This window comes from Ktedonobacter robiniae (assembly GCF_016587375.1).
In the GTDB taxonomy this organism is placed as follows: Bacteria; Chloroflexota; Ktedonobacteria; order Ktedonobacterales; family Ktedonobacteraceae; genus Ktedonobacter; species Ktedonobacter robiniae.
On the sequence record NZ_BNJG01000002.1, the window covers coordinates 2,170,646 to 2,193,864 of the forward strand.

General features: G+C 52.4%; 17 protein-coding genes and 3 pseudogenes. 10 read left to right on the forward strand and 10 right to left on the reverse strand.

The genetic code is table 11. The features are described from left to right. Window positions 1-7 precede the first annotated feature (7 nt). On the reverse strand, window positions 8-907 hold the full coding sequence (locus JMJ04_RS30380) for a tetratricopeptide repeat protein (protein WP_201374105.1): 900 nt from the start codon (window positions 905-907) through the stop codon (window positions 8-10). A gap of 525 nt (window positions 908-1,432) precedes the next feature. On the opposite strand from JMJ04_RS30380, the gene JMJ04_RS30385 reads away from it, so the two are divergent. Beyond that, entirely contained in the window at window positions 1,433-2,218 is a 786-nt protein-coding gene (locus JMJ04_RS30385; RefSeq protein ID WP_201374106.1) for a 2-phosphosulfolactate phosphatase, read from the forward strand. A gap of 37 nt (window positions 2,219-2,255) precedes the next feature. Here the strand turns inward: JMJ04_RS30385 and JMJ04_RS30390 are convergent. From JMJ04_RS30390 to JMJ04_RS49020, 5 genes and pseudogenes are all read right to left on the reverse strand, one after another. After that, window positions 2,256-3,830, reverse strand: a pseudogene (locus JMJ04_RS30390) (IS1182 family transposase). Window positions 3,831-4,050: 220 nt separating this feature from the next. Then, a complete protein-coding gene (locus JMJ04_RS30395) occupies window positions 4,051-5,229 on the reverse strand; it encodes a phosphodiester glycosidase family protein (RefSeq protein WP_236038527.1) in 1,179 nt (392 codons plus the stop codon). Window positions 5,230-5,673: 444 nt separating this feature from the next. Then, window positions 5,674-6,408, reverse strand: a complete 735-nt coding sequence (locus JMJ04_RS30400; RefSeq protein ID WP_201374107.1) for a pentapeptide repeat-containing protein — start codon at window positions 6,406-6,408, stop codon at window positions 5,674-5,676. Window positions 6,409-6,553: 145 nt separating this feature from the next. Next, window positions 6,554-7,546: a cytochrome P450 gene (locus JMJ04_RS30405; protein ID WP_236038529.1), complete on the reverse strand. Its 993-nt coding sequence runs from the start codon at window positions 7,544-7,546 to the stop codon at window positions 6,554-6,556. After that, window positions 7,543-7,791: pseudogene (locus JMJ04_RS49020) on the reverse strand (ABC transporter permease); the annotation flags it as partial. The gene JMJ04_RS30405 and the pseudogene JMJ04_RS49020, both read right to left, overlap by 4 nt. Window positions 7,792-8,153: 362 nt before the next feature. Here JMJ04_RS49020 and JMJ04_RS48195 point away from each other — a divergent pair. The 4 genes from JMJ04_RS48195 (at window position 8,154) to JMJ04_RS30430 (ending at window position 11,615) form a co-directional block, all read left to right on the forward strand. Beyond that, window positions 8,154-8,735 carry an ABC transporter substrate-binding protein gene (locus JMJ04_RS48195; protein WP_201374109.1) on the forward strand — a complete coding sequence of 194 codons (582 nt, stop codon included), beginning with the start codon at window positions 8,154-8,156 and terminating at the stop codon, window positions 8,733-8,735. A 17-nt stretch (window positions 8,736-8,752) separates the two neighbouring features. Continuing rightward, window positions 8,753-9,535 carry an extracellular solute-binding protein gene (locus JMJ04_RS30420; RefSeq protein ID WP_201374110.1) on the forward strand — a complete coding sequence of 261 codons (783 nt, stop codon included), beginning with the start codon at window positions 8,753-8,755 and terminating at the stop codon, window positions 9,533-9,535. A gap of 146 nt (window positions 9,536-9,681) precedes the next feature. After that, window positions 9,682-10,650, forward strand: a complete 969-nt coding sequence (locus JMJ04_RS30425) for a carbohydrate ABC transporter permease (RefSeq protein WP_201374111.1) — start codon at window positions 9,682-9,684, stop codon at window positions 10,648-10,650. After that, window positions 10,647-11,615 carry a carbohydrate ABC transporter permease gene (locus tag JMJ04_RS30430; protein WP_201374112.1) on the forward strand — a complete coding sequence of 323 codons (969 nt, stop codon included), beginning with the start codon at window positions 10,647-10,649 and terminating at the stop codon, window positions 11,613-11,615. Before JMJ04_RS30425 ends, JMJ04_RS30430 begins: the two co-directional genes overlap by 4 nt. Window positions 11,616-11,647: 32 nt before the next feature. On the opposite strand, the gene JMJ04_RS30435 is transcribed toward JMJ04_RS30430, so the two are convergent. Continuing rightward, window positions 11,648-12,538 carry an AraC family transcriptional regulator gene (locus tag JMJ04_RS30435; RefSeq protein ID WP_201374113.1) on the reverse strand — a complete coding sequence of 297 codons (891 nt, stop codon included), beginning with the start codon at window positions 12,536-12,538 and terminating at the stop codon, window positions 11,648-11,650. A gap of 182 nt (window positions 12,539-12,720) precedes the next feature. On the opposite strand from JMJ04_RS30435, the gene JMJ04_RS30440 reads away from it, so the two are divergent. Beyond that, complete coding sequence (locus JMJ04_RS30440) at window positions 12,721-16,098, forward strand: DUF5107 domain-containing protein (RefSeq protein ID WP_201374114.1); 3,378 nt, start codon at window positions 12,721-12,723, stop codon at window positions 16,096-16,098. 99 nt (window positions 16,099-16,197) lie between these two features. On the opposite strand, the gene JMJ04_RS30445 is transcribed toward JMJ04_RS30440, so the two are convergent. The 3 genes from JMJ04_RS30445 to JMJ04_RS30455 form a co-directional block, all read right to left on the reverse strand. Continuing rightward, window positions 16,198-17,181, reverse strand: coding sequence for an aldose epimerase family protein (locus JMJ04_RS30445; RefSeq protein WP_201374115.1), 984 nt, complete (start codon window positions 17,179-17,181; stop codon window positions 16,198-16,200). A 98-nt stretch (window positions 17,182-17,279) separates the two neighbouring features. Further along, window positions 17,280-17,525 (reverse strand): discoidin domain-containing protein, encoded by a 246-nt coding sequence (locus JMJ04_RS30450; protein WP_201374521.1) that lies wholly within the window; start codon window positions 17,523-17,525, stop codon window positions 17,280-17,282. After that, the gene (locus JMJ04_RS30455) at window positions 17,522-19,870 is read right to left on the reverse strand and encodes an NPCBM/NEW2 domain-containing protein (RefSeq protein ID WP_201374116.1); all 2,349 of its coding nucleotides are present in this window, start codon (window positions 19,868-19,870) and stop codon (window positions 17,522-17,524) included. The genes JMJ04_RS30450 and JMJ04_RS30455 overlap by 4 nt, the downstream gene beginning before the upstream one ends. Before the next feature lie 631 nt (window positions 19,871-20,501). On the opposite strand from JMJ04_RS30455, the pseudogene JMJ04_RS49025 reads away from it, so the two are divergent. The 4 genes and pseudogenes from JMJ04_RS49025 to JMJ04_RS30470 form a co-directional block, all read left to right on the forward strand. Continuing rightward, window positions 20,502-20,627 (forward strand): annotated as a pseudogene (locus tag JMJ04_RS49025) (helix-turn-helix domain-containing protein); the annotation flags it as partial. Window positions 20,628-20,818: 191 nt separating this feature from the next. Continuing rightward, window positions 20,819-21,106 carry a hypothetical protein gene (locus tag JMJ04_RS47115; RefSeq protein ID WP_236038531.1) on the forward strand — a complete coding sequence of 96 codons (288 nt, stop codon included), beginning with the start codon at window positions 20,819-20,821 and terminating at the stop codon, window positions 21,104-21,106. Window positions 21,107-21,836: 730 nt separating this feature from the next. Beyond that, window positions 21,837-22,592, forward strand: coding sequence for an FG-GAP repeat domain-containing protein (locus JMJ04_RS30465; protein ID WP_201374118.1), 756 nt, complete (start codon window positions 21,837-21,839; stop codon window positions 22,590-22,592). 132 nt (window positions 22,593-22,724) lie between these two features. Beyond that, window positions 22,725-23,132 (forward strand): hypothetical protein, encoded by a 408-nt coding sequence (locus JMJ04_RS30470; RefSeq protein ID WP_201374119.1) that lies wholly within the window; start codon window positions 22,725-22,727, stop codon window positions 23,130-23,132. The last annotated feature ends 87 nt before the right edge of the window (window positions 23,133-23,219 follow it).

Below are 23,219 nucleotides of genomic sequence, written 5' to 3' on the forward strand. Positions count from 1 at the left end.
ACTCTGGTTATTGGGAACTACTTACTTCTTCTGATGCCTGACTCAATTGCTTTAACCGTTGTAATCGTTCGTTCTCCTGGGCTACCAACCAGATATCCTGACTCAGCAACGTATAGGCCCGGGCGAAGTACGCTCGGCTCTCTGCTGCCCGGCCTAAGATGAGCAGGCATTCCCCGATCTCCTCAGAGACATATCCATCCTGTTCTTCTTCGCTCTTTTCCCATTCGGCAAGCAGTTCCTGTTGCAAAGCAAGTGCTTCTGCTGTGCGCTGCAAAGAACGCAGCGCTCGGCCCACACACCACCAGGCAATCCGTACCTCGTGTGCCGTCCCATGCTCCTGCTGCCAGGCCAGAGCCTGCTGAAAGTATTCCAGAGCGCGTTGATATGCTCCCTGGTCGTGGTAGGTCCACCCCAGATTGTTATATAAGGAACCGCACCACCCACGTGCTTGCTCGTCGGACGAGGCGAGAGCATAGTAGAGGGCGGCTTGGTTCCAGGTGGTTTTGTCCTCGAAGGAACTGGCCGTGATGGCTAACATGTGGGCGGCATCCACTGCAAAAAAAGCAGCTTGTTCGTGGACTCGAGCAAGTTCCCAGGCTTGCTGAAACCAGCTCTGTGCCTCGCCGGGATGACCTGAAGAGTTGAAGGCTCGCCCTCGCTCCAGAAGATAGCGAATGGTTGGCATCACCAGTTCGGGACGCAATTGGTCCTTCACGCTGTCCAGGGTGGTGTGTGCCTCTGCAAATTTTCTCTGAAGTCCTTGCGTGCGTGCAATCTGCGTGAGCAATTGCAGATGATAGGAGAGGTCACGACTGTGCTCTGCTTGGGCACGCAACTGACGAAATGTTGCTTCCGTCTGGCTGGGATGCTGATAGTCCCACAAGGCATCAAAATCGTATGGGGGCATGCTTTTTTTTCGCTTTCCAGTAGGTATGTTGAGTTTTCCAAATAACCAGATAACTTCTGAAGAAACCCCAACTACTCTCCTCTTCCTCCTCCTCGGAGCAGAAATGGAAAGAAAGCATCTCTGGATGGAGATGTTTGCTAAAGACGAAATTTCTTATAGACAATATTGTGTGGACCATATTTATTGAAAACAGTCTAACAGAGAAGAAAGGGCAAAACTTCTCGGATCTTGCGCACCGGAGACGCGTGACGCACGGGATGGACACCTTCCTTGACCTGATCAGACACTTGCCTTTCTTTCGAGCTCATGCGAACCGCTCTTTCTCTCCCTCTCATTTACAAGCCATCGATGGAAGAAGCCTGATGCGGAGCGGTTTTCCAGAAAACGTATGTACTAGAGAGTCGGTCGAGAAATGGGAATGATGAAATTGACAGAAAAAGCTCGGGCTGGTTGGAAGAAGACCCATGCTTTCTGCTACAATGAAGAGGTCATTTCTGAGAGCGGAGAGATAAAGGAGAAGATACGTTGGCAACCACCCAATCCCATCGTCATTCGCAACATCCCTATCGCTGTCGGCTCGATTGGGGCTGGCGGGGCGTTCATCAAGCAACCGATCGAAAGAATGTCGTGGTTATTGTCGATACCTTGACGTTCTCTACGACTGCCGTAACCGCCGTCCATCAGGGAGGAATCATCTATCCCTGCACCTCTCAGGAGGATGCCGTCGTCCTGGCTCAAGAGGTGGGAGGTGAACCGGCTGTTCTGCGAGAGGAGGTTCCGGCCAAAGGACGCTTCTCACTCTCTCCTGGAAGCTTTCTCGCACTGGAACCAGGAAGCAAGATCGTCTTAGCGTCTCCGAATGGAGCCACATGCTGTGGCTATGGCAAGCAAGATCCTTGTCTTCTTGTTGGATCTCTTGTCAACGCGAGAGCCGTGGCTGCGGCTCTTTCCGAGCTCCTTGATCGGGACCCGAACCTCAGTGTGACCGTGATTGCTTGTGGAGAACGTTGGGGTGTCCCTTCAGAAGACGGGCCTTTGCGCGTTGCAGTAGAAGATTATCTGGGAGCAGGAGCGATTTTGTCGTATCTGGACTATTCCAAATCCCCGGAAGCACGAGTGTGCCAGGGAGGCTTTGCACAGGCAGTTGGTGATCTGGAAACGCTGCTCTGGGATTGTGCAACGGGCCGCGCTCTACGTGAAGGAGGCTTTGGAGAAGATATTGAGCACGCAGCTCATTTAAATGTGTATGAGACCGTTCCTTTCCTGCAAAAGAATCATCTTGAACCGTTCGCGTTTCTGCAAGAAGATTGATAACACGAACCATTTTTTCGAGAGCCTCTCTCAAGAGTCAAGCAGCGTCCTGGCTTGGATCCATACATTGCTGGGAACGAGCTAAGACATGCAAATTATGAACAACGGCACAACGACGAAGATCGAAGAGGTTCTTTCTCAGTCCGCGATAACGGGCACGTCGTCCCTGCCATCAGCCCACATGAGCCAGCGTATGCTCGACCGCCACTCGTTCGCGTAATGTGCTCCGTCCTTGCGCGGTCTGTTGACGCTCGCGTAACGCGGTGAGCAAGGCTTCATCGGGATGGATACTTACACTGCGTCCTTTTCCACTGGTCGTGCATTGCTCTTTCAATGGGCACTGAGCGCAGGTTGCTTTGGGAAAGTGGACAACCCCACCGAGCACAAAAGGCATCTCCTGCTCAGCTGGACAACGGATGATCTGCCGCTCCCAATCTAAGGTAAAGGTTTGCTTGGCAAAGCGTTTGCTCTCGCGCACTGGCCAGACTTTGCAATACACTTCCAGGTCTTCGCTGCGTTCCGGCACCAAATGGCTGCTTAAATAGGCCCGATCAATGTGTAGCTCCTTTAAACAGACCTCTTGTCGCTCCAGGTCTTCGCTGATGGCTTCAGTGACACTGGCTTCAGGGATATTGGCTGGCGTGATTCCCACCGCACGGATGAGGCCCGTATCCAAATCATGCAGGACATGGCGTTTGTACCCATCGACCAGCACGCTCCGACTTTTACGTCCATGACGCATTTGTCCATCTTCCACGCTAATTCGTCGGTCTTTGGCTACCCCTTTGATCAGACGCTCTTTTTCTTTTTCATCTACTTGCACGTCTTGCGCCTTTACCTGTTGCGCAATCGCGAGAGAGGGCTGAGCCAGGAGTGCGTCTTCCGGCTGCAAGGTTTGCACCCAGGTTTCCACTGCTCGTAACACGTTCAGGACGAGGGTGAGTGCCTCGTCTTTCTCCCTTTGTTGGTCCCAGTTGCGATCCAACGCTGCTTTCAGGCTGCTTTCACAGACCAGGCCCGCTCCCGCCTCCGTCGCTACCTCGACCAGCTCCCTCCCCTGCTGATCAGCCACCACACGCATGACCTTTTTGAGCGCGTGACCCACCAAGTTGTACGTATCTTCAACTCGTCCGGCTCCCCACAACGGGCTGCTATCCAGAGCCGCGCGTAAGGCTCGTGGCCCAAATGCCTGGCTTTGACTGGCAATCTCGATCGTTCGTTCAATCAGCCGCCGATCCATTTGTCCTTCAATCAGCCGATGGCGAAAGGCTACCAGTGTTCCTTTGCTAAACGGAGCCTCATCCGCGTCCACACAATCCAGGACCAACTGCCACCGTCGATCCATCACCGTTGCCTCAATCACTTCGTCGTCCGAAACCCCAGTGTATGCTTCCAGGATGAGCGCCAGCGCCAACATGGCAGGAGCTACAGGCGGTTGTCCTCGTTCTGCCGGGCGATACAGCACCGCCAACTCTTGTTGAAATGCTTCATCGAGTAGTTCGTGTCGGTGCTGGCGCAAAAACAAAAACAGCTTCGCTTTCCGAATCTTTTTCACAATCAGCTCTTCTTGTTTGCTTAACTCAACTGTTGGCTGCCAAAGGAATGGTTGCATCTTCTTCCCGCCTTTCACATGCGTTTTTCTTGAGCTAACCATCTCTGACCTGGCCTGTCAACCTTATCCTTCCTATTTCTTGACTGGCGCTCTAGTGCTCAAGATTGAGGGCAATTTCTCACGTTTGAGGGCCAGACTTGCTCACTTGATAGGCATTTCCTCTGAAAGTCTCAGAATAGATGACTTTCATCCAGGGTGGTGCACCTTCGGTGCATGGCTCTTACCAGGTGGGTGGAATCGTGGGAGCAAAGCGGGTCAGGTAAAAGAAATCACGCGCCGTGCCGTTCAGGTATTCGTATCCAGTCCCCTGCATCTCGGGGTGCAATTTGTTGACTTGTAATTGCCCGTTCCGATCACGGTTGTAGAGAAAAGCACGCACCCAGAATGGATTGATGTCCGTTTGCATCCCCATCACTACACCGGCAGATTTCATGGCCATACCGAGCGTTTCGGCGGTCAGCGCATTACCTGCTGCATAAATGAACGTTCCCTTCGCCGTAATGCCAATCGCCGAGCGCCAGGCATAGGCGCTATTTAAGACAGTACCACCCCAGGCCGCTCCATCCCGCGTCAACGGATTGATTACGCCCTTATTAATCAGCAAAGCCGCGTTTTGCCGCCAGGCCACCAGATTCGTATTCTGGCTGTTAAGCTGTGGATCAACACCCCAAGCACCAAGAATCAGTTTGCCTTTTTTCGTAATGGCGATGGTGGCAACGCCAGAGACAGGAGGAACATACACCGTACCACCCGACATTAACCCATAGTGACCATCTGGGTATTTGAAGCCGCCATTGAAGGCCGCCAACAACCCGTTGCCTTGCTGATCAGCAGCGGGAATAACTCCGGGGCCATGCACGCCTCGTGATCCTCCTGGTTCGGCGGTACCACCTACGATATGTAGTGATGTGAAACGCGAATCAAATTGCAGCATGGTCACGATAGCATACGGATGCGATGGATCAGGGCGTATATAGGCTTTGGCATCCAGTGGTAAGTCGTTATACGGCTGAGGGGCTTGATCCAACGTCGTCCAGACCCCCTCACCAGAGAGCGCAGGACTGACCAATGGAGTCATTGGTGTGAGTGTCATGGGCGATAAGGTTGACAATGCGGGCCGCATAGGCGAGGGTGATGGGGTTGCTTGTACCCCATTCCACGGTGCGCTCACTTTTTTATCCCCCATTTGATACTGTACCTGCGACGTTGTATTCATAAAGTTGAGATACCATGATTCGACTTGCGCCGTGATCGTAGGCCCTACTGTCCCCCGTAACACATCCGCCAGCCATGCCCCACCTGCCCCATTTCCTTGCGACACAAAGACAACCAGGAGAATGGCAATAATGCTACACGTCGCGAACCAGAGCGGTACGCGCTTCTTGAGCGACTTCGACACTACACTAACTGGTGGTATCAAAGGTCTCAATGGTATTGAGTGTTGTGCGGATGAACGTGACCACGCCGGTTCAGCAACTCCTATTCCTTGCGACACAAAGACAACCAGGAGAATGGCAATAATACTACACGTCACGAACCAGAGCGGTATGCGCTTCTTGAGCGACTTCGGCTTTCTCTTGATGTGGCAATGTCTTGCTCTTTGCAAATTTGAGAACACTTTATCTATCCCGTTTCCATATTCTTAAGCGTTCAATAAGGCCTTCACTACTAATGTATCTCTACCATATATCTCAAGAAGCACATATTATTCTATTGAGAAATCTTTCCCCATGGAATTAAAACCTTCCTGACAGTCACTTAAGAGATGCAGAGAAACTTGTCCAAGTTCAAGGCTCTCGCTTCACGTTCTTCTTAGAGACTACCGTCTGCAATTGCTCTTCAGTCACTTTTGCCGCATGCAAATCAGCCTCGTCGAGGTGAGCGTCGCCCCGTCCAGATCAGCTCCCTGCAAATTCGCATAATAGAGATTGGCCTTGGTGAGATCAACTCCCTGCAAATTGACCCCTCTCAGGTCAGTTTTTGTGAGGCTCGCTTGGGACAGATTGGCACCAGAGAGGTCGGCACGATACAACGTCGCATCGCTAAAATTCGCTTCCCTCAGGTTGGCTTCCCCGAAGTTCACGCGACTTCGATTCGCATGTGCCAAGTGGATCTGAGGGAGTTCAATCTGCTGGAGGTTTGCCCCGACCAGGCTCGTGCTTCCTTGCAAGGCATCGCCGATAAACGTAGTAGGCATACCGTTGTGACTGAAAAACTTCACCATGCTAACCTGCTGATCGCCATTTAAGGTTTTCAACACCTGGCCCAGCCGTTGTTGTGCGATCTGTGAGATCTCTGGATTGTCGGTAAGCAGCGTGAGGAAGTAGGTCTGGAAGACCATCTCCTGCATCATCGCCATCCATTGCTTCCCGCTCTGATCCTGCGTGTACATTTGCCAGGCCGCGAGACACAGACTGAGCAATAGTGCGAAGACCAGCGCGGTGATAATTTGACCTGAAGTATTTCCTCCGCTGAGAAGATTGATGAGAAAGGCGATGATCGCAGCAAACAAACCAGAGAAAACAGCCAGTGTCGAGGGATGAGACACGACCTGACCCACGTGAAAAAGACGTTTCATAACCAGAACTGGCCTCCGATTCGTGCATGGGGTTTTGCGAGAGAGCGGTGATGATTGGCTGATCCCTCCGATGACTGGGAGAAGCGTTTGTGAGGGCTCCTATCAGTCAGCAGAGAGTGGTCTGCTCGCCAGAACTCACGTTCTGTTACTTCTCCCATGTCAAGGACAACGTCTTCACCCCCAAAACGGACATGCTACTGATCAGAGACCGCGGCGCATCGGACACGTGCCAGGAGCCAGGCTGGCGGTCGAGCATCGCGTTCAGCGCAATCTTCGCCTCCAAACGCGCCAGGGGGGCGCCCAGACAGAAATGGATGCCACGCCCGAAGCCCAGGTGCCGATTCGGCTCGCGCTCAATCATGAACTGATTGGCATTGGGGAACTGGGCCTCATCACGATTCGCCGAGGCGATCCAGGCAAAGAGTAACTGACCAGCTTCTATGTGCTGATCGCCAATCGTCGTCTCGGTCGTGGTCCCGCGTATCGTGAGTTTGAGCGGCGAGTAGTAGCGCAGTGCCTCTTCAAGAGCGCTCGGCACCAAGTCCCGATTGGCACGCAGGAGTTCCACCGCTTCAGGATGCTCATCCAGGCATAGGATGGCATTGCCAATCAGATTGGTCGTGGTCTCGTTGCCGGCGACCAGGAGCAGCACACAGAACCCTATCAATTCCTCGTTCGAGAGGCGCTCCCCATCCACTTCCGCCAGCAGCAGTGCGCTCACCAGGTCGTTGTGGGGCCGCTCCTCAAGGATCTGGGTGAAGTAGGCGGTCATGCAGGCCACAGGCAGCATGACCGCCTGCCTGGCCTCTTCCGTCGCTTCCGCGTCTCCCGAGACGAAAGCATCAGACCACTGCTTGAACTCCTCACGCCGCTCCGCAGGGATGCCCAACAACTCCGCAATGACCATGATAGGCAGAGGATAAGCCAGATCTCTGATCACATCCATCTCACCCAAATGCTGCACCTGGTCGAGCAATCCATTGGTGATCTCCGTGATGCGCGACTCTATGTGAGCCACCATGCGCGGCGTGAAGGCTTGCGACACGAGCTGGCGCAACTGGCGATGACGCGGCGGGTCCATCGGGGCTTGAGACGGGTTGCCTCGCGGCCACGCCCCGGTTTGGAAAACTGGGTTCATGACACGCGCTTGTTATAGGCCCTCATCGCAAAGAGGTAGGCCACAACCAGAATGCCAACGCACCAAGCCAGCGCCACCCAGATCTCCTGGGATACGGGCTGTCCATACAGCAACGCACGGATAGTATTCACGATCGCCGTCACGGGCTGGTTTTCGGCAAAGACCCTGACCACAAACGGCATCGACCTGGTTGGCACAAACGCCGAGCTGATAAAGGGCAGGAAGATAATCGGATATGAGGGTGCTTCTGAGCGTTCAAATGTTCTTGAGCAGCTTTCTAAGGGTGAGATCAGCTTTGAGGATGCGTTAGATTCGTTGAGCAAGTAAGATTACCAGGCGAAGACCATGTGCATAAATAACACCTTCTTGCACGGAAGGTGACGGAGAACCACTAAACTGGGGAAGCTCAGAGGCCTCAGGCGCGAAGGCTCTCTGAGAAGAGAAACCATTATATTGTCCATTCTAATCACCATATCGTCAATTGTTCCTAAGGTGTGTCAATTTTATACTAACAGCAGGTATTTTCACTGAAGGTTGTTTCAATTTAAACCCATAGCATGGAGGCAGTGTTGCTTCTACACAACGACGAGAGAAAGGTGTCGTCCATATGGCCTATACGGAAAAGAGTAATATTTTCCAGGACATCATTCAAGGCAAAATCGGGCGCCGAGATCTCCTGACACGGGCACTGATGGTCGGTATGACTGCGGGCAGTCTTGAGGCCTTACTGGCGGCCTGTGGAGGAGACCAGGGAGGTAGTGGTGGTAGTGGCTCCACAACTGTAAAGTACGCGAACTGGGCGTCAGCTGAATCAGCGACGAAGACGCAGATCGACCAGGCGTTGCAAGGTTTTGAGACGCAGTTTAAAGCCAAGGTCGAGAATATTGCCATTCCTTTCGATAACATGCTTACGCAGTTGCAGACTATGACCACTGGTGGTAATCCTCCAGATGTCATGGAGCTTAGCGGAAACTGGCCCTATGCCCTTGGCGGCGGTGGAGCGCTCCAGTCACTCAATTCCTACGCTGGGAGTTGGCGTAACGATGCCTTTACCAACACCTTTGAGGTAGGCTCCTACAAAGGTCAGGTCTACGCAGTTCCTTTCAGTATTTCGCCACATGGTTTCTGGTATAACAAAACCATCTTGCAGAAGCATGGCCTCAGCCCCGATAAGCCCCCACTACCATAGATGAACTCAACAGTGTAATGGAAGAGCTACGGGCCAAGCTGCCTGCCAATGCTCATCCGATCGGTATTGATATATCCAAAACCGAGTATGCACTCGTTGGCTTCTGGCCCTGGATCTGGACCTTTGGAGGCGATCCTATGCACGAAGACAACCAGGGTAACGTCACCATCAACTGGGCAGATGATGGAACGGTGAAGGCCTTCCAGTGGTTGCAAGATGCGGTAAAGAAAAACTGGACTCCACCCGATCAAGCCATTAAAGCTGAGCGCCAGTTGATGTCGACCGACCAGATGGTCTTCAAGCTCGATGGTCCTTACCTGACTGGTATCCTCCAGAGCGATAATCCATCCGTCTATAAGTCTGTCGCTGATGTCAATACACATTGGGGCGTGACCACCACGCCAGTTGGACCGGGACAAAGCGCTCCTGTAACTTGCGCCGATATTCACAACCTGGGCATGTCGGCCAACTCCAACAATAAAGATCTGGCCTGGAAGCTTATTGACTATCTGACTTCCAACAAGCAGGTACTGACTAACTACCTGGTTACAGAGGGTGTCTTCCCTCATAAGAGTCAGGTTGCAAGCGGCGGCCCGTATGCCAACCTCTTCTCAGACGACATCAGCCAGGCTTTTATCAACAAAGTTTTCCCAACCATGCGTCCGCCAGCCTATCATCCTAAGTATAGTCAGGCCGCGACCTATGTCGTGACAGCGTTACAGGATATTGCGGGTGGCGCGAATGTTCCCAAACGTCTTGCGCAATTGAACACAGATGTGAAAACCGTCTTTGGGCAGTAGGCGCTCTATCACCACGAAATGGATATGTAACGTACGCATATATCATTGTGGAGAGAGAATACAAGCTGTTTATCGAGAACAATCTCGATAAACAGCCTGCATTCTCGCTTGTTTGTTTCTAGCATTACGAGAAGAAAGGTGCCCACGTGTCTCTCATCAACACTCGGGTGCAGAAGTCACATGCTTTCAGGAATCGGCCATACTATGGACGTGGTCTTAACGGCCCATTGCTTTTCTGGGTTCTGCTCACACCATCGCTGATCCTGTTCATTGGCATCATCTTCTACCCCCTTTTTAACACGATTCTGCTCTCATTCCAGTCGCTGAACCTGGCCGATCCTCTTGATAACAACTGGGTGGGCTTGAAAAATTATGTCGATGTGCTAACACGGCCAACCTATAATTTCTGGAGTTCCGCTGGATTTAGCCTCCTTTTCAGTGTCGTCACTACCTGCGTCTCGTTTGTCATTGGTTTTCTCTTCGCGATCATCCTTAACCAGCGCCTGCGCTTTCAGACGCTCTGGCGCGGTCTGGCCCTCATTCCCTGGGTCATTCCATATGTCGTGGTCGCCTATCTCTTCTTCTACATGTATAACTCTCAGTACGGGATCATCAATCAGCTTCTGACCTCGATCAATATCCTGGGATGGCACCCTTTCCCTCAGCCACTAGCCTGGTTTGGCGGCGATGGGAAACTGGCTGTCGTCGCCGTGATCTTCGCAAGCATCTGGAACAAGTTCCCGTTCTTTACGCTGATGTTGCTCGCGGGTCTGCAAACAGTCCAGCAGGACTTACTGGATGCGGCGACGGTGGATGGCGCTGGGATGTGGGGGCGCTTCTGGCATGTTATCGTGCCACAGCTTCGTGGCATTATTGTCGTTGTCACGACGCTTCAATTCATTTGGAGCCTTAACGAATTCACCATCATCTACTCAATGACCCAGGGCGGTCCTGGCAATGCCACCAATAACATCATTGTCAATATTTATCGCACGGGTTTCATGAACCAGAATATCAGCATTGCAGCTACCATGGGCACGATCTGGCTGATCATGCTCCTCCTCCTTACCAATTTCTATATCCGTGTCATGGAAGGGAAGGCCGGGTCCCAATGAGTAAAGACATCTCTAACCGCCAACCGCTGATCACTACTCTGGAAGAGGCGAATGAAGGGCAGGCGCGCGCACAGAGCGTAATGAGCGCGGAACAGCAACATTCGCGCCACGCCGATGCGCAGCGCCACCGCACAAGGTATGTCTTCATACGCATTGTGACCTACGCGCTCCTTGTCGCGCTGCTACTGTACGCCTTCTTTCCCATTTTCTGGCTCCTCTCCACGTCCTTTAAGTCTCAGGGGGAAGCCTTCTTCTATCCGCCAACCTTCTGGCCACATCAATTCACGCTACATAGCTACCAGATTCTCCCAGCGGACCAACAAGGCTTTGTACGCTACTTCGCCAACAGCTTGATCGTCAGCGTCTGCACATGCCTGCTAACACTGCTAGCAGCTGTGCCTGGTGGTTACGTCCTCTCGCGTTTCCACTTTCGCGGCGTTCGAGCGGTGCTACTGGTGATCCTGGCGACACAGATGTTTCCATATGCGGTAATCTTGATCTCACTCTACACCCTGTTTCGCCAGTTGCACATGTTAAACACCTATCCCGCCCTGGTGCTGGCCTTTACCACCTTTTCCTTGCCCTTTAGTATCTGGATGGTTAAGGGTTTCTGCGATACGCTGCCTACCGACCTTGAAGAGGCGGGGCGCATTGATGGATTGAGCCGTGTGGGCGTCCTGGTGCGTATTGTCTTCCCTTTAATCGTTCCTGGCGTGGTCGCGGTTGGCTTCTTTGCCTTCCTCAATTCCTGGAATGAACTGCTCTACGCAGTCACGCTGACGACCAGCCCAGATATGCGCACCATTCCAGCTGGCTTTATCGGCACCTACGTGGGTGAGTTCCAGGACCGCTGGCCCGATATGATGGCGGCCAGCGTCGTGGTCTCGCTCCCGATTGTGATCCTTTTCACCCTCTTCCAAAAGCAACTGGTAAGTGGTCTCACCGCTGGCGCGGTCAAAGGTTAACGGAAATTCTCGACAAGGCCAGTCGAACCCTGCTAGCCCTGCCGGGACCGGCGATAGTCACTAGGGGATTGACCTATTACCTTGCGAAAGACGCGCGAAAAATAATAGGGATCATGGATGCCAACGCTCTTGCTTACCTCTTTGATACTCGCATTCGTCATGTCAAGGTAGAGGCAGGAGCGTTGCATCTTGAGACGCAGGTAGTAATCAATCGGGGAATAGCCAGTCACCTGTTTGAACATGTGAATAAAGTGAGGTTTGGAGAGGTTGACATGGTGGGCCAGGTCGTCGAGCGTGAGGGAGGACTGTATCTGTTCAAGCATATATTGGATGGAGCGTTCGATGACCTCTTTCTTGTTATCGTCCTCCTGCGCTTCCCCATGCAAAAGTATACACATTCCTAGCAGGTAGTGCAGCGCCTGCGACACATAGAGATAGTGCCGCAAAGAATAGCCTTTATACTGTAGAATACTGTAGCACTCTTCAAAGAGGTTGATAATTTTTGTGGCCTGAGTGGAGGGGACATGGAGCGTTGCGTTAAGCATATCAAATTGTTGAACAAAATTCACTACCGCCTCGCCCTTCAAGTGAAACCAGTAAATACTCCAGGGATCGTCTTCGCTTGCGCCATAAATATGCGGCGTCTTGGCCGGAATCACCAGAAGTCTGCCCTTGGGTATACGCTGTTTCTTGCCCCTTTCCAGGATGACCCATCCCTCACCTTCTGCACAATAGATAAAAATATGCTCATCACAGCCATTTGATCGCTCGCGGTAATGGTAGCGCGCATGGGGAAAGAAGCCAATATCAGTGACATACAGGGGCTTCAAGAGTGAATGGGGCGAGGCATCTTCCAGGAAAGCCTCTGGAAGAACAATGAGCTTCTGCGCCTCAAAGCCATCCGCCTTTTGTATTATCTTCATCGTGCCTCGGCTCCTTGGTCCACACAAAACAATCAGAGGGACCTGCCCTACCTTCGGGCAAGCGTTAGGAGAGACCATTATATAGTCCATCATAATCACGATATCGTCAATTGTCAATATAATTGCCTGGCAGTACACTAACAGCAAAACTATAGTTAGTAGTACCAGGATGGATGATACATATGGAAGAACAATCCAGTTCACAGGTACGTGTGTGGGAAGAAGATGTTGTCATTCCCACCTATGCCACTGGAAAACCGGATAAAAATCCAATGTTCTTAGAAAAACGGGTGTACCAGGGTAGCTCGGGCAAGGTTTATCCCTACCCAGTCATCAGCAAGATTGAGAATGAGAAGACGCTCCAGTCCTATCACCTCTTATGCCTTGAGAATGAATACCTGCATATTGAACTTCTGCCCGAACTGGGGGGGCGTATCTATCGCGCACTCGACAAAACCAACAACTACGATTTTGTTTACTATAATCGTGTCATCAAGCCCGCTCTCGTCGGGCTGACCGGGCCTTGGATCTCTGGTGGCATCGAGTTTAACTGGCCACAACACCATCGACCAAATACGTATGGGCCGGTCGAATATCGTATTACGCATAACCAGGACGAGAGTAAAACCATCTGGGTAAGCGAAATAGATCGTATGTATGGCACGAAGATGACGGCTGGTTTTACACTTTATCCAGGCAAAGCTTATCTGGAAATCCAGGTGCAGCTCTATAATCGCACACCCCAACCGCAGACCTTTCTGTGGTGGGCCAATCCCGCGTTCGCCGTCAACGAGCATACCCAATCTGTCTTCCCTCCCGATGTCCATGCCGTCTTCGATCATGGGAGACGGGATGTCTCCCGCTTCCCCATCGCCACTGGTACCTATTACAAAATGGACTATTCCGCAGGGGTGGACATTTCATGGTATAAAAACATTCCTGTCCCGACCTCTTATATGGCGTACCAGTCACGCTATGACTTTATTGGTGGATATGATCATGCTCTACAAGCCGGACTCCTTCATGTCGCGAACCATCATATTTCACCGGGGAAAAAACAATGGACATGGGGCAATGGCGAGTTTGGTAAGGCCTGGGATCGTAATTTGACCGATGAAGATGGACCGTATATAGAACTCATGGTTGGCGTCTTCACCGATAACCAACCCGATTTCTCCTGGCTCCAGCCCTACGAAACCAAATCCTTCAATCAGTATTTTATGCCCTATAAAAACATTGGGCTCGTCAAAAATGCCTCGATTGATGCCGCAGTCAACCTGGAAATTGACGATGCGAACCATCTTGCTAGCATTCAGGTCTACGCCACAGCTCTCTTCTCTGGTGCCGTGATCGACCTGAGAGGCAAGCATCAGCACTATCTGCACGAAGTCACGACGCTCTCGCCTATTCAGACCTTTACCACCATGGTACCACTTAACCATGAAGAACAGGCGAATGACGTCACCATTACGGTCAGAGACGCGCAAGGGTGTCTCCTGGTAGCCTATACGCCAGTCAAATCGGAGATTGCGAAATTACCGGAGCCCGCCTCTCCACTTGGAACACCTGAAACACTGAGCAATAATGAGGCCCTCTACCTGGCTGGACAGCACCTGGAACAGTATCGCCACGCGACGTTTGAGCCCGACCCTTACTACCTGGAGGGGCTTAAACGCGATCCCGGTGATAGCCGTATTAACGTCGCGTACGGCAAGCTCCTCCTCCAAAGAGGACTATTTCGGACAAGTGAAAGCTATTTCCGCACTGCCATTGCAACCCTTACTCGCTATCATCCCAATCCCTACGATAGCGAAGCCTACTATCAGCTTGGCCAGGCCTTAAAGTTCCAGGGACGACTCGATGAAGCTTTCGCAGCACTCTATAAATCTATCTGGTCCGAGGCCTGGCAGAGCGCGGGCTACTTCACCCTCGCCCAGATCGTCTGTATGTATCAGCAATATACCGAGGCTCTGAAATTGGTTGAGCTCTCACTGCAACACCATATCTATAACTACAAGGCTCGCCATCTCAAAACGGTGCTGTTGCGTAAGCAGGGGCATGTGGATGAGGCCATGCATTTCGCCATTGAAACGATGCGGCTCGATGTTGCCGATTTTGGCGCGCAGTATGAGCGTATTCTGCTTCATACGGCAAAAGGTGAAGAGGCGCTGGCACGGGAGAACGAAGAACAATTGACCGCTTTGATGCGCAGAGATGCGCATAACTATATTGCCCTGGCAACCGATTACGCACACAGTGGACTATATGAGGAAAGTATCGCGCTGCTGTCCCACCTGACACGCGAGAGCCGTGAAAATCTCTCTCCCATGGTCTACTATTACCTCGCCTATATTCATGAGCAGGCAGGGCAACAGGAGCAGGCACAGATCTATCGCCATGCAGGCCGGAATGCGCCTACAGACTATTGTTTCCCCAACAGCCTCGATGATCTGATCGTCCTTGAACATGCCACGAATGCCGATACGAGTGATGCCCGGGCCCAATATTACCTTGGCAATTTGCTCTATGACAAGAAACGGCATGCAGATGCGATCCATCATTGGGAGACCTCAAGAGCGCTGGACGCTGGCTTCGCGACGGTCCATCGTAATTTGGCCCTGGCTTACTACAATGCGCTGCACCAACCAGAGCAGGCATTGCGCTCACTCGAAACGGCCTTTGCGTGTGATCCGACCGATGCCCGCGTGCTTTACGAGTTAGACCAGCTCCGCAAAAAAATAGGGGTTGCCTCTGAAGAGAGGCTCGCAAGCCTGGAAAAGCATCGGGGGCTCGTCATCGAGCGTGATGATCTCTACCTGGAATACGTCACCTTGCTGAATACCCTACAACGCTATGAAGAGGCCCTGGCGCTACTTACTGAGCACATCTTCCATCCCTGGGAAGGCGGAGAAGGGCAGGTCGCCCGGCAATATATCTTCGCGCATGTCGAGTTAGGGAAGCGTGCGCTCCTGACGCGAGATAGCCAGCAAGCCATCGACACGCTTCAGCAGGCACTTATCTATCCCGAGAACCTCGCAGAAGGGAAATTGACGGGCACACTGGAGAATAATATTTACTACTACCTGGGTTGTGCTTACGCCAAACAGGGACTAGTAGACAATGCGAGAGAGTGCTTCCAACGCGCAGCCCATGGACTCGAAGAACCCACTAGCGCGATGTTCTACAACGATCAGCCACCAGATATGATCTTCTATCAAGGACTTGCGCAACTCCAGCTCCAGGATCAACAGAAAGCCAGGAGTCGCTTCCATAAACTGATCAATTATGGCGAGCAACATCTCTTCGATGCGGTCAAGATTGATTACTTCGCCGTCTCGTTGCCCGATTTCCTGGTCTTTGAGAGTGATCAGGATAAGCAAAATGAGGTTCACTGTCACTACATGCTGGGGCTTGGGCATCTTGGCCTTCAGGAGTACGAGCAAGCCAGAACGCATTTCGAGCATATCTTGCGCTTAGAAAGCTATCATCAAGGCGCGAAGGTTCACCTTGCGGTATGTAGCGACCCCGCGCTACTTTTTATCTCCTCGAAGGAGACCTGATACAGTTTTCCCCATCGCCTTTGAGTAGGGGATAGTGGTGTGGAGGCTGGCATCCGCCAGCCTCCACACCACTATCCCCTACTCCTGAGCTTACATCTTTTAGCTTGTGCTGAGATGAGTCTCAAGCCACCACTCTTTCATACCATTGGCTGGCAATATCTCATATCGCTGATATTTCTCGATCGCATCTTCCAGCGAGTCCTGTGCTCCAATACATGGCTCTAGACCAAGGTTGTAGTAGGGAGTGCTACCCGTGCCCGAGTAGCCCCGGGCATTCATCCATATTCCAAGCTGCGGAAGCTGGGCAGTATCAAAGGTGAAGCGAAATTCCCCGTCGCTTGCTATCAGTGCAGCAAAGCCTTGTGCAAGAGGTTGGCTCCACAGCTTGATCCCGATACCCGCAGCCTCGTCAGGCATGTAGCTCAAATCCCATTCATGCTCACCTAGCCTGGCATGGATGGGCCACGCCTGCTCACCAGATTGAGGATCAAGTTGGGTAGGCATGCTCACCCATGTATTCATACGTGTGTTGTCTGGCAACTGTATGCGCATTCCGGGCTCGACAGCGAAAAGCGGATGGCTACTCCAGATAAATGCAATGTCGTTATCAGACTGGTTCACGACGCGATAGTCAAATCGCAGGCTAGGTGAGTCAACGGTGATGCGGATGATGCGTTGGAATACATATGGGAGACCAATGCTTTGGGCCTGCATGTCGATTATCAAAGTGGCCTCAGTATCACCATCACACCTTATTGACCATTGCAGTGGCCAGATCTCCCCATGATCTGGTATGCTTCGGCCCTTCCAGGGGGGAAGGGGATAGGAGCACGCGCTCACAGTCGGGAAACATTCGTCCCACCCGCCTGTATCGGCCTCCTGGTACGAGGTTCCATAATTATGCCGCTGATATGGAATTTGAGTGTTCGTCCAGAGCCATTCCCGTCCATTGCGCAAATCGCGGATACTGCTGATCTTTCCACCAAGATTTGGGATGATCGTTAGAGATAGCACCTGGTTAGTTATGTGCAGTGCGCGGAAACCTTGTACCTCGGTTTCCTCCACATGAATTTTGCCTGACATAGGATCTCTCCAATTGGTTTACTCAATACCCAAACTCCTTCGCGCCTACGGCGCGAAGGAGTTTGGGGTGGGGCGCTGACTTTTATGTTGCTCTGGCATTAAGCGGCAGGTATATTAGCCACATCGATCTCGGCGGCAGATGCGTAGCCACCGACACCACTTGTGGCTTCGAGCCTGACATAGCGTGCCTGCTGGGTGTTAAAGCTAACGGATTTGAGAGACCGGTCGGACGACCAGGAGCCGCTCGCGACCTTTGTGAACGTCGTCCCATCAGTGCTGACATAGACATTATAGGCAGTAATGCTTCCTGTCGTAGATGTGTCGAGGCGTGGTTGGTAGGTCAGCCCAGCATGCTCTGAACGCTCCCAAGGTCAACGGTAATTGCTTGAGGCAGCGGAGCTTGAGGAGTAAATTCGTCATGCCAGATCGTATTCAGATTACCATCGACGGCTGCGCTGGCTGGGTAACCATCATGGGCACTCGTGGCGGACGCACTCAGAGTTGACTGCGGCACAAAATGCGGCCAGGGACCATTGGGAACAGTATTGACTGGCGCACCGCAGATCAGCTGTAAATCTGCCCAGTCAGTGCGATCATTGTAGTTACCGTCACCTGCATCATCGACGTGTAGAGTGAGCACCTTTGCTCCAGTCAGGTTGACATCAACAGATTTGGTTGCGGCCCGGGTGACGAGTCCACTGTCGTAGATCTTCGTCCCATCAGCGAATATCTGGAATATTGCTGTGCCGCCTTGTTGGTTAATCTGATTCACAATGTCGTTGATCCCAACCGTCGCGGACAAGTGTGTGCAATTATTTCCCAGGTAGTACTTAACATCGGATTGTGGAACAACACCAATGCCCTTAGAATAGGTATGTCCTTGTAAAGTAATTGGGTATCCTTCCACGCTTGCATTGGGGAATGGGACGCTATAGCTACTGTTGGCATCGAGCCAGTAATGATCGCTGAGGTAACCGGTACCAGATGGTGGCGCTGATGGTACGGTTACTACTAATTGGGTGCTTGTGCTCTCCTTATGGTAATTACCCCATTGGTATGTCGCAGTCACCGAGAGCGTGTAACTGCCAGGAAGGGTACCAGCTGGTGGCGTTACGAGCCAGGTCCCTTTGACTTGCCCCCCAGTTCCAATAGTGTGGGTACCGGCAGGTTGCTGTTTCACTTGCCATCCCTGCGGGGCTGAGAAATCGAGGCGCACATCATTAACAGTTTTACGTCCATAGTTCTCAAACGTCGAGGAAATAGTCATACCCGTTCCAGGGAGAGCCAGGTAAAGACTTGATCCAGGATAGGCCGCAGGCGTGCTTGGAGCCGATAGGCTAGTTGAAGGAGGAATATCATTTCCGGCTTTTGGGGAAACGCGGTAAAGAACGGCACTCTGCGGCGCAACGGTTGTGCTAATTTGCCCCGCCGTCTCTGTACTCTGGTGTGTCCACAAATTGTTCAGTGTGTAAGTGGAGGCGTGAGTGAGACCAAGAGCATCTGTGCTGGTTGTGATTGTCAAGGGACTTGTTCCTCGATTGAGGAGGGTAACAGCACGATCACCGTTGGCAAGAGGTTTGACCCAGACATCACCATTGCCATCTTGCTTAATCCGAGTTCCCTGCGCGCCAAGCGCATCCTGGTCCACAGCTATGACATCGCGATTGGTCAACATCCCCTGGGTTGTCGCGGACATGCTGCGAATATCACTCCCAACAATTAAGGGGGCGGCAACCATAGACCACATAGTGAACTGAGCCTGCGCCTCCGCATCGCTCATGCCAAGTCCTGGTCCAAGGTAGTCGGGATCGTTCCAGTGTCCAGGGCCGGCAGCTTCGGGATGGGCCGCATCGTGGTCCAGGTTTCTCAGCACATCGGGCCAGAGCACGCTATTGGGAAAACCGACATCAGTGTCTGTGCGCCACGAATTACCAGTGTTTGGACCAAATGAGTAGGAGTAATATGCGGATTTTTGTAGAGGTGGGTTATTCTGACCGAAGACATTTGGCGGAAATGGATTGCAGATATTGAACAACATAGGCCTATGGCTGTTGTTATTCAGGAGTGCATCACGAAACTGACCATATGCTGTAGCTGGATCTAGGTCCAATTCATGACCGCCACAGAAGTCTACCTTCACCGCATCAAATCTCCAGGCAGCAAACTGATCTACATCCTGCTGATAGTGGCCGTAACTGCCTTGATTGGCGCCGCCACAGCCATTGCTTCCTGCATCGGTATAGATGCCAGCCTTTAGCCCCTTAGAGTGGATATAGTCCGCAATCCACTGCATGCCATGAGGCCATTGCGTCGCGTCAACAGTGATATTGTTGTTGTTATCACGCGTACCAGACCACCAACCACCGTCGATCCAGACGTATTGATAACCGACAGCCTCTAATCCACGACTTACCATCGTGTCGGCTATACTGACAATTGTCTGCTCATTAAAATTACTGCCGAGTCCATAGTAGGTATTCCATCCCATATAAGGGGTGATGGCAAGACCGTTGTCCAGTTTGATCTGAGCTTGTACAGACTGTGTCGATCCAAAGAGCATAAATTGTACTGCGATTGCTAGGGCCAAGCTCACTGAAATAGCGGCACGAACTACATGGCTGCCCACTACAGCGCGTGGTCTAAAACACAGCGTGCGGGCACTGCTCGATAGTTTAGGTACAATATTCACGTTCTCTTTCCTTCAAGGTACGTGGTGCACTGATCATCCATGATCAATGATTCCATTAGGCACTTCTTCTTTCATAGAGAAAGAAGAAGTGCGCCACTCTTTCAACAACAAGCTTCACGTACCAAATGATGAATTGTCGTCCGCTTGTGTTGTCTGCATGATGAAAACAGTAGTTACGTTCTCGGAGAAGATAGCTCCTTTCACAATGAAGAATTCCTTATGGTTGTTAGTGGTGCATCCGCAAGTGAGAAGATGAATTTGTGGGGGAAACACCCCACGCCTCGGCAGAGGGCTTCCTCCTGTACCTCCCCTTTGTGCTGGATGCACCATTAGGAAGCAGCTATAAGTGTTCATCCTATTCCTAAATATTGACAGGCACGATTTTCGATTTGTTGCTAGTGTATCGTTGAAAGTATCTGCCTACAATTGACGATCTAGTGGTAACAATGGACAATATAATGGTTTTGAGCATCAACTCTTCATTGGAAAAGAATCCTCTTATGGCAGGGCTATAATTTGTTTTCAAGAGTATGGGCAACAAAGGGCAACCATGGACAGACCTTCCCTTGCCACAGCAGCGGCTTTGTGGCATATTTGTTCTCCATTCATCACAGAGGAAGAAGTGCAGAAGATGGTACGTGGCTACCGGGTAGAACTTGATTTCAATAACGTGCAACAGACGCTGTGCCGCAAGCATGCCGGAGCCTCTCGCTGGGCCTACAATTATGGCTTTCGTCGCAAGCAGGAAGCCTTCAAGACCGGTCAGAAAACGCCGACCGCGATCGTTTTGCACAACCTGAGACGGATTGCATCGATGCTCAATGGGATCAGCCTGAAGAAAACCTGCCGTAGCAAAAGAACACGAGCATCTTCTGTTGCTTCAGGATGCCATTGCCCTCAAAACCATAATGAACAAGTGCGGCTGTCGTGTGGATGGGCTTCTCCGGCATGTTCCGCCAATTGCTCGAAACCTTGGAACATGCTGGCTTGCGTTTTCCTGATCGCATGCTGGAACGCTGTTTGCATGTGCTCAAGCACCGAGGACCTCGTGCGTTGCTGCGCTTGGCAGACCGATTGGGGAACGATCTCACGCAGCAGAAGGGAATTGGGGAACATCTGGACTACTTGCGCAAGCGCGAGGCGTTGATGCAGTATCCCGCTTTTCGCGCACATGGTTGGCCCATCGGCTCAGGCATGGTGGAAAGCAACGGGCGTACCGTCAGCGGCAAGCGATGAAGCACTGGGAGCAATGGGGATCAATCGTGTCCTCGTGATTTGGAGAGACTCAGCGCAAAAAACTTGCCGCCCCCTCGGACTGGTCCACCAAGGGGTGACGAGAGCTCCCATATGCGCGAAAAATAGCCAAAAAACACAACGAAAACGAACGTTTTTTGCGCAGGCTGGTTGCTTTTAGCTTTGCGCTTCTTCTGATCAGGTGCCTGACTGCCGGAACCCAGGAACACCAGAGATCCTCATGCATGAGCCAGCTTCTGGCAACGTGTATGCGCTATCAATGATAAATATAATACAATCGATTTACCAATAATGCATTGCTTTAATAGTAAAAGCAGTACATAATAATACATGACACAACAACACAATCACGAGAAAGGAGGAGAGAGGGCCTCCAAGCAGAGATGGTACTCACGGTGCGCTCAACCGAAGCGGCAAGTTCACGGAGAACAAGGGCAGAGAGCCCATATGCTGTTCATCGAGAAGGTCTGCCTGGAGTGTATGCCCAGGGGGAACGATCCAGAGATGAGGAGAGGCGCACCATGACGGAAGCCACGCATTCACGGAGATGAAACGAGTCATGCTCAGGGGGGCAAACTGAACCCCTTCAGTTCCCCTCCCTTGAGGGAGCGTACGTAGCAGAAAGGAATGAGGTGGATATGTCGCAAGATGCTGAGAGCAAGAAGCAACAAGAGATGATGAGCATGCTGCAAGGAGAGTCACCCGTCTCTCCTTGGCTCCCCTTTGGCCACAGGGCTACCAAAGATATCTGGCCCTGGCGGCGGCAACCGATCCCCTGTCTTTTAGCTCGGCAACGTATACCGTTGGCTCATTTCCCGAAGGAGTAGCGGTGGGCGATTTCACTGGCGATGGCTTGCTCGACATCGTCATCGCTAACGCTCACAACAACAACGTCTCGGTGCTGGTGAACAATGGCGATGGCACCTTCGCTCCTCACCAGGAGTTCGCCGTTGGCTCAGCTCCCGTTGGAGTAGCGGTAGGCGATTTCACTGGCGATGGCAAGCTCGATATCGTCGCTACCAACAGCAACAGCAACAACGCCACAGTGCTGCTGCAAAGCCCGCTGGTGGTGCAGGTAAACACCATCCACGCCGCAGTCAATACTCCTTTCACGGGACCGGTCGCCACCATCAGTGGAGCGAGCAGCGTCAACGACACCATCGCCACCATCAATTGGGGAGATGGCTTCACATCACCGGGAACCCTCACGACGAACCCCGATGGCACTCTCACCGTGAGTGGCTCCCATACCTACATGCAGCCAGGGACCTTTCTCCTCACCGTCACCGCTACCGAGGGAGCGAACATGGGTCAGAGGACTGGCCAGGCCATCGTCCAGGTCAACACCATCCAGGCCACCGCCAATGTCTTCGAGAACACCAACATCCAACACGTGTTCTCCCTCGCCACGGTCGGCGCGACGCAGCACCTCATTGCGCGCCAGTGGAACGCCACCACCGGGTGGTAGGCCACCGACCTCACCGCGTCAGGTGTTGGATCGGGGTTCCCCCCTGCCGCAGGGACTCCGCTGAGCAGTTACGCCTTCGAGAACCAGAATGAGGAGCACGTGTTCTACCTCGGCAATGGGGGGAATCACGTCATGATGCTCGTGTGGAACAGCGGCAGCGGGTGGTTCTTGGGGGAGGACCTCAACTCGATCGTGGTTGGTTCGCCCACCCCTATTGCCGTGAGTCCACTGAGCAGCACTGTCTTCGAGCGCAATACCACGCAACGCGTGTTCTACCTCGCCACGGTCGGCGGGGCTCCTCACGTCATAGAGCTGCGGGGGACCTCAGGCTCCGGGCGGACGTGGACCGACCTCACCACGGCAGCCATTGGTGGTGCGCTCCCCGCTTTAACGAACGCGCTGAGCAACTATGCCTTCGAGAACACGAACACGCAACACGTGTTCTACATCGGCCAGGGCAGCACGAGTCTCCACGTCATTGAGCTGTGGTGGCAAGCGGGGGTGTGGCATACTAACGACCTCACCATGACTGCCAGCTAGGATGAGTCTGCGGTCAGAGCAAAGCATCCGACTCAATGAGAGGCATTGCCCCTATCTGACAGGCTTTGACAGAAGGTGCCCGCTCTC

What these genes read in the sequence shown, in the direction of transcription:
- JMJ04_RS30380 (WP_201374105.1), bottom strand. Translation starts at nt 907, where the DNA reads ATGCCCCCATACGATTTTGATGCCTTGTGGGACTATCAGCATCCCAGC.
- JMJ04_RS30400 (WP_201374107.1), bottom strand. Translation starts at nt 6,408, where the DNA reads ATGAAACGTCTTTTTCACGTGGGTCAGGTCGTGTCTCATCCCTCGACA.
- JMJ04_RS30405 (WP_236038529.1), bottom strand. Translation starts at nt 7,546, where the DNA reads ATGAACCCAGTTTTCCAAACCGGGGCGTGGCCGCGAGGCAACCCGTCT.
- JMJ04_RS48195 (WP_201374109.1), top strand. Translation starts at nt 8,154, where the DNA reads ATGGCCTATACGGAAAAGAGTAATATTTTCCAGGACATCATTCAAGGC.
- JMJ04_RS30420 (WP_201374110.1), top strand. Translation starts at nt 8,753, where the DNA reads ATGGAAGAGCTACGGGCCAAGCTGCCTGCCAATGCTCATCCGATCGGT.
- JMJ04_RS30430 (WP_201374112.1), top strand. Translation starts at nt 10,647, where the DNA reads ATGAGTAAAGACATCTCTAACCGCCAACCGCTGATCACTACTCTGGAA.
- JMJ04_RS30435 (WP_201374113.1), bottom strand. Translation starts at nt 12,538, where the DNA reads ATGAAGATAATACAAAAGGCGGATGGCTTTGAGGCGCAGAAGCTCATT.
- JMJ04_RS30440 (WP_201374114.1), top strand. Translation starts at nt 12,721, where the DNA reads ATGGAAGAACAATCCAGTTCACAGGTACGTGTGTGGGAAGAAGATGTT.
- JMJ04_RS30445 (WP_201374115.1), bottom strand. Translation starts at nt 17,181, where the DNA reads ATGTCAGGCAAAATTCATGTGGAGGAAACCGAGGTACAAGGTTTCCGC.
- JMJ04_RS47115 (WP_236038531.1), top strand. Translation starts at nt 20,819, where the DNA reads ATGTTCCGCCAATTGCTCGAAACCTTGGAACATGCTGGCTTGCGTTTT.
- JMJ04_RS30470 (WP_201374119.1), top strand. Translation starts at nt 22,725, where the DNA reads ATGATGCTCGTGTGGAACAGCGGCAGCGGGTGGTTCTTGGGGGAGGAC.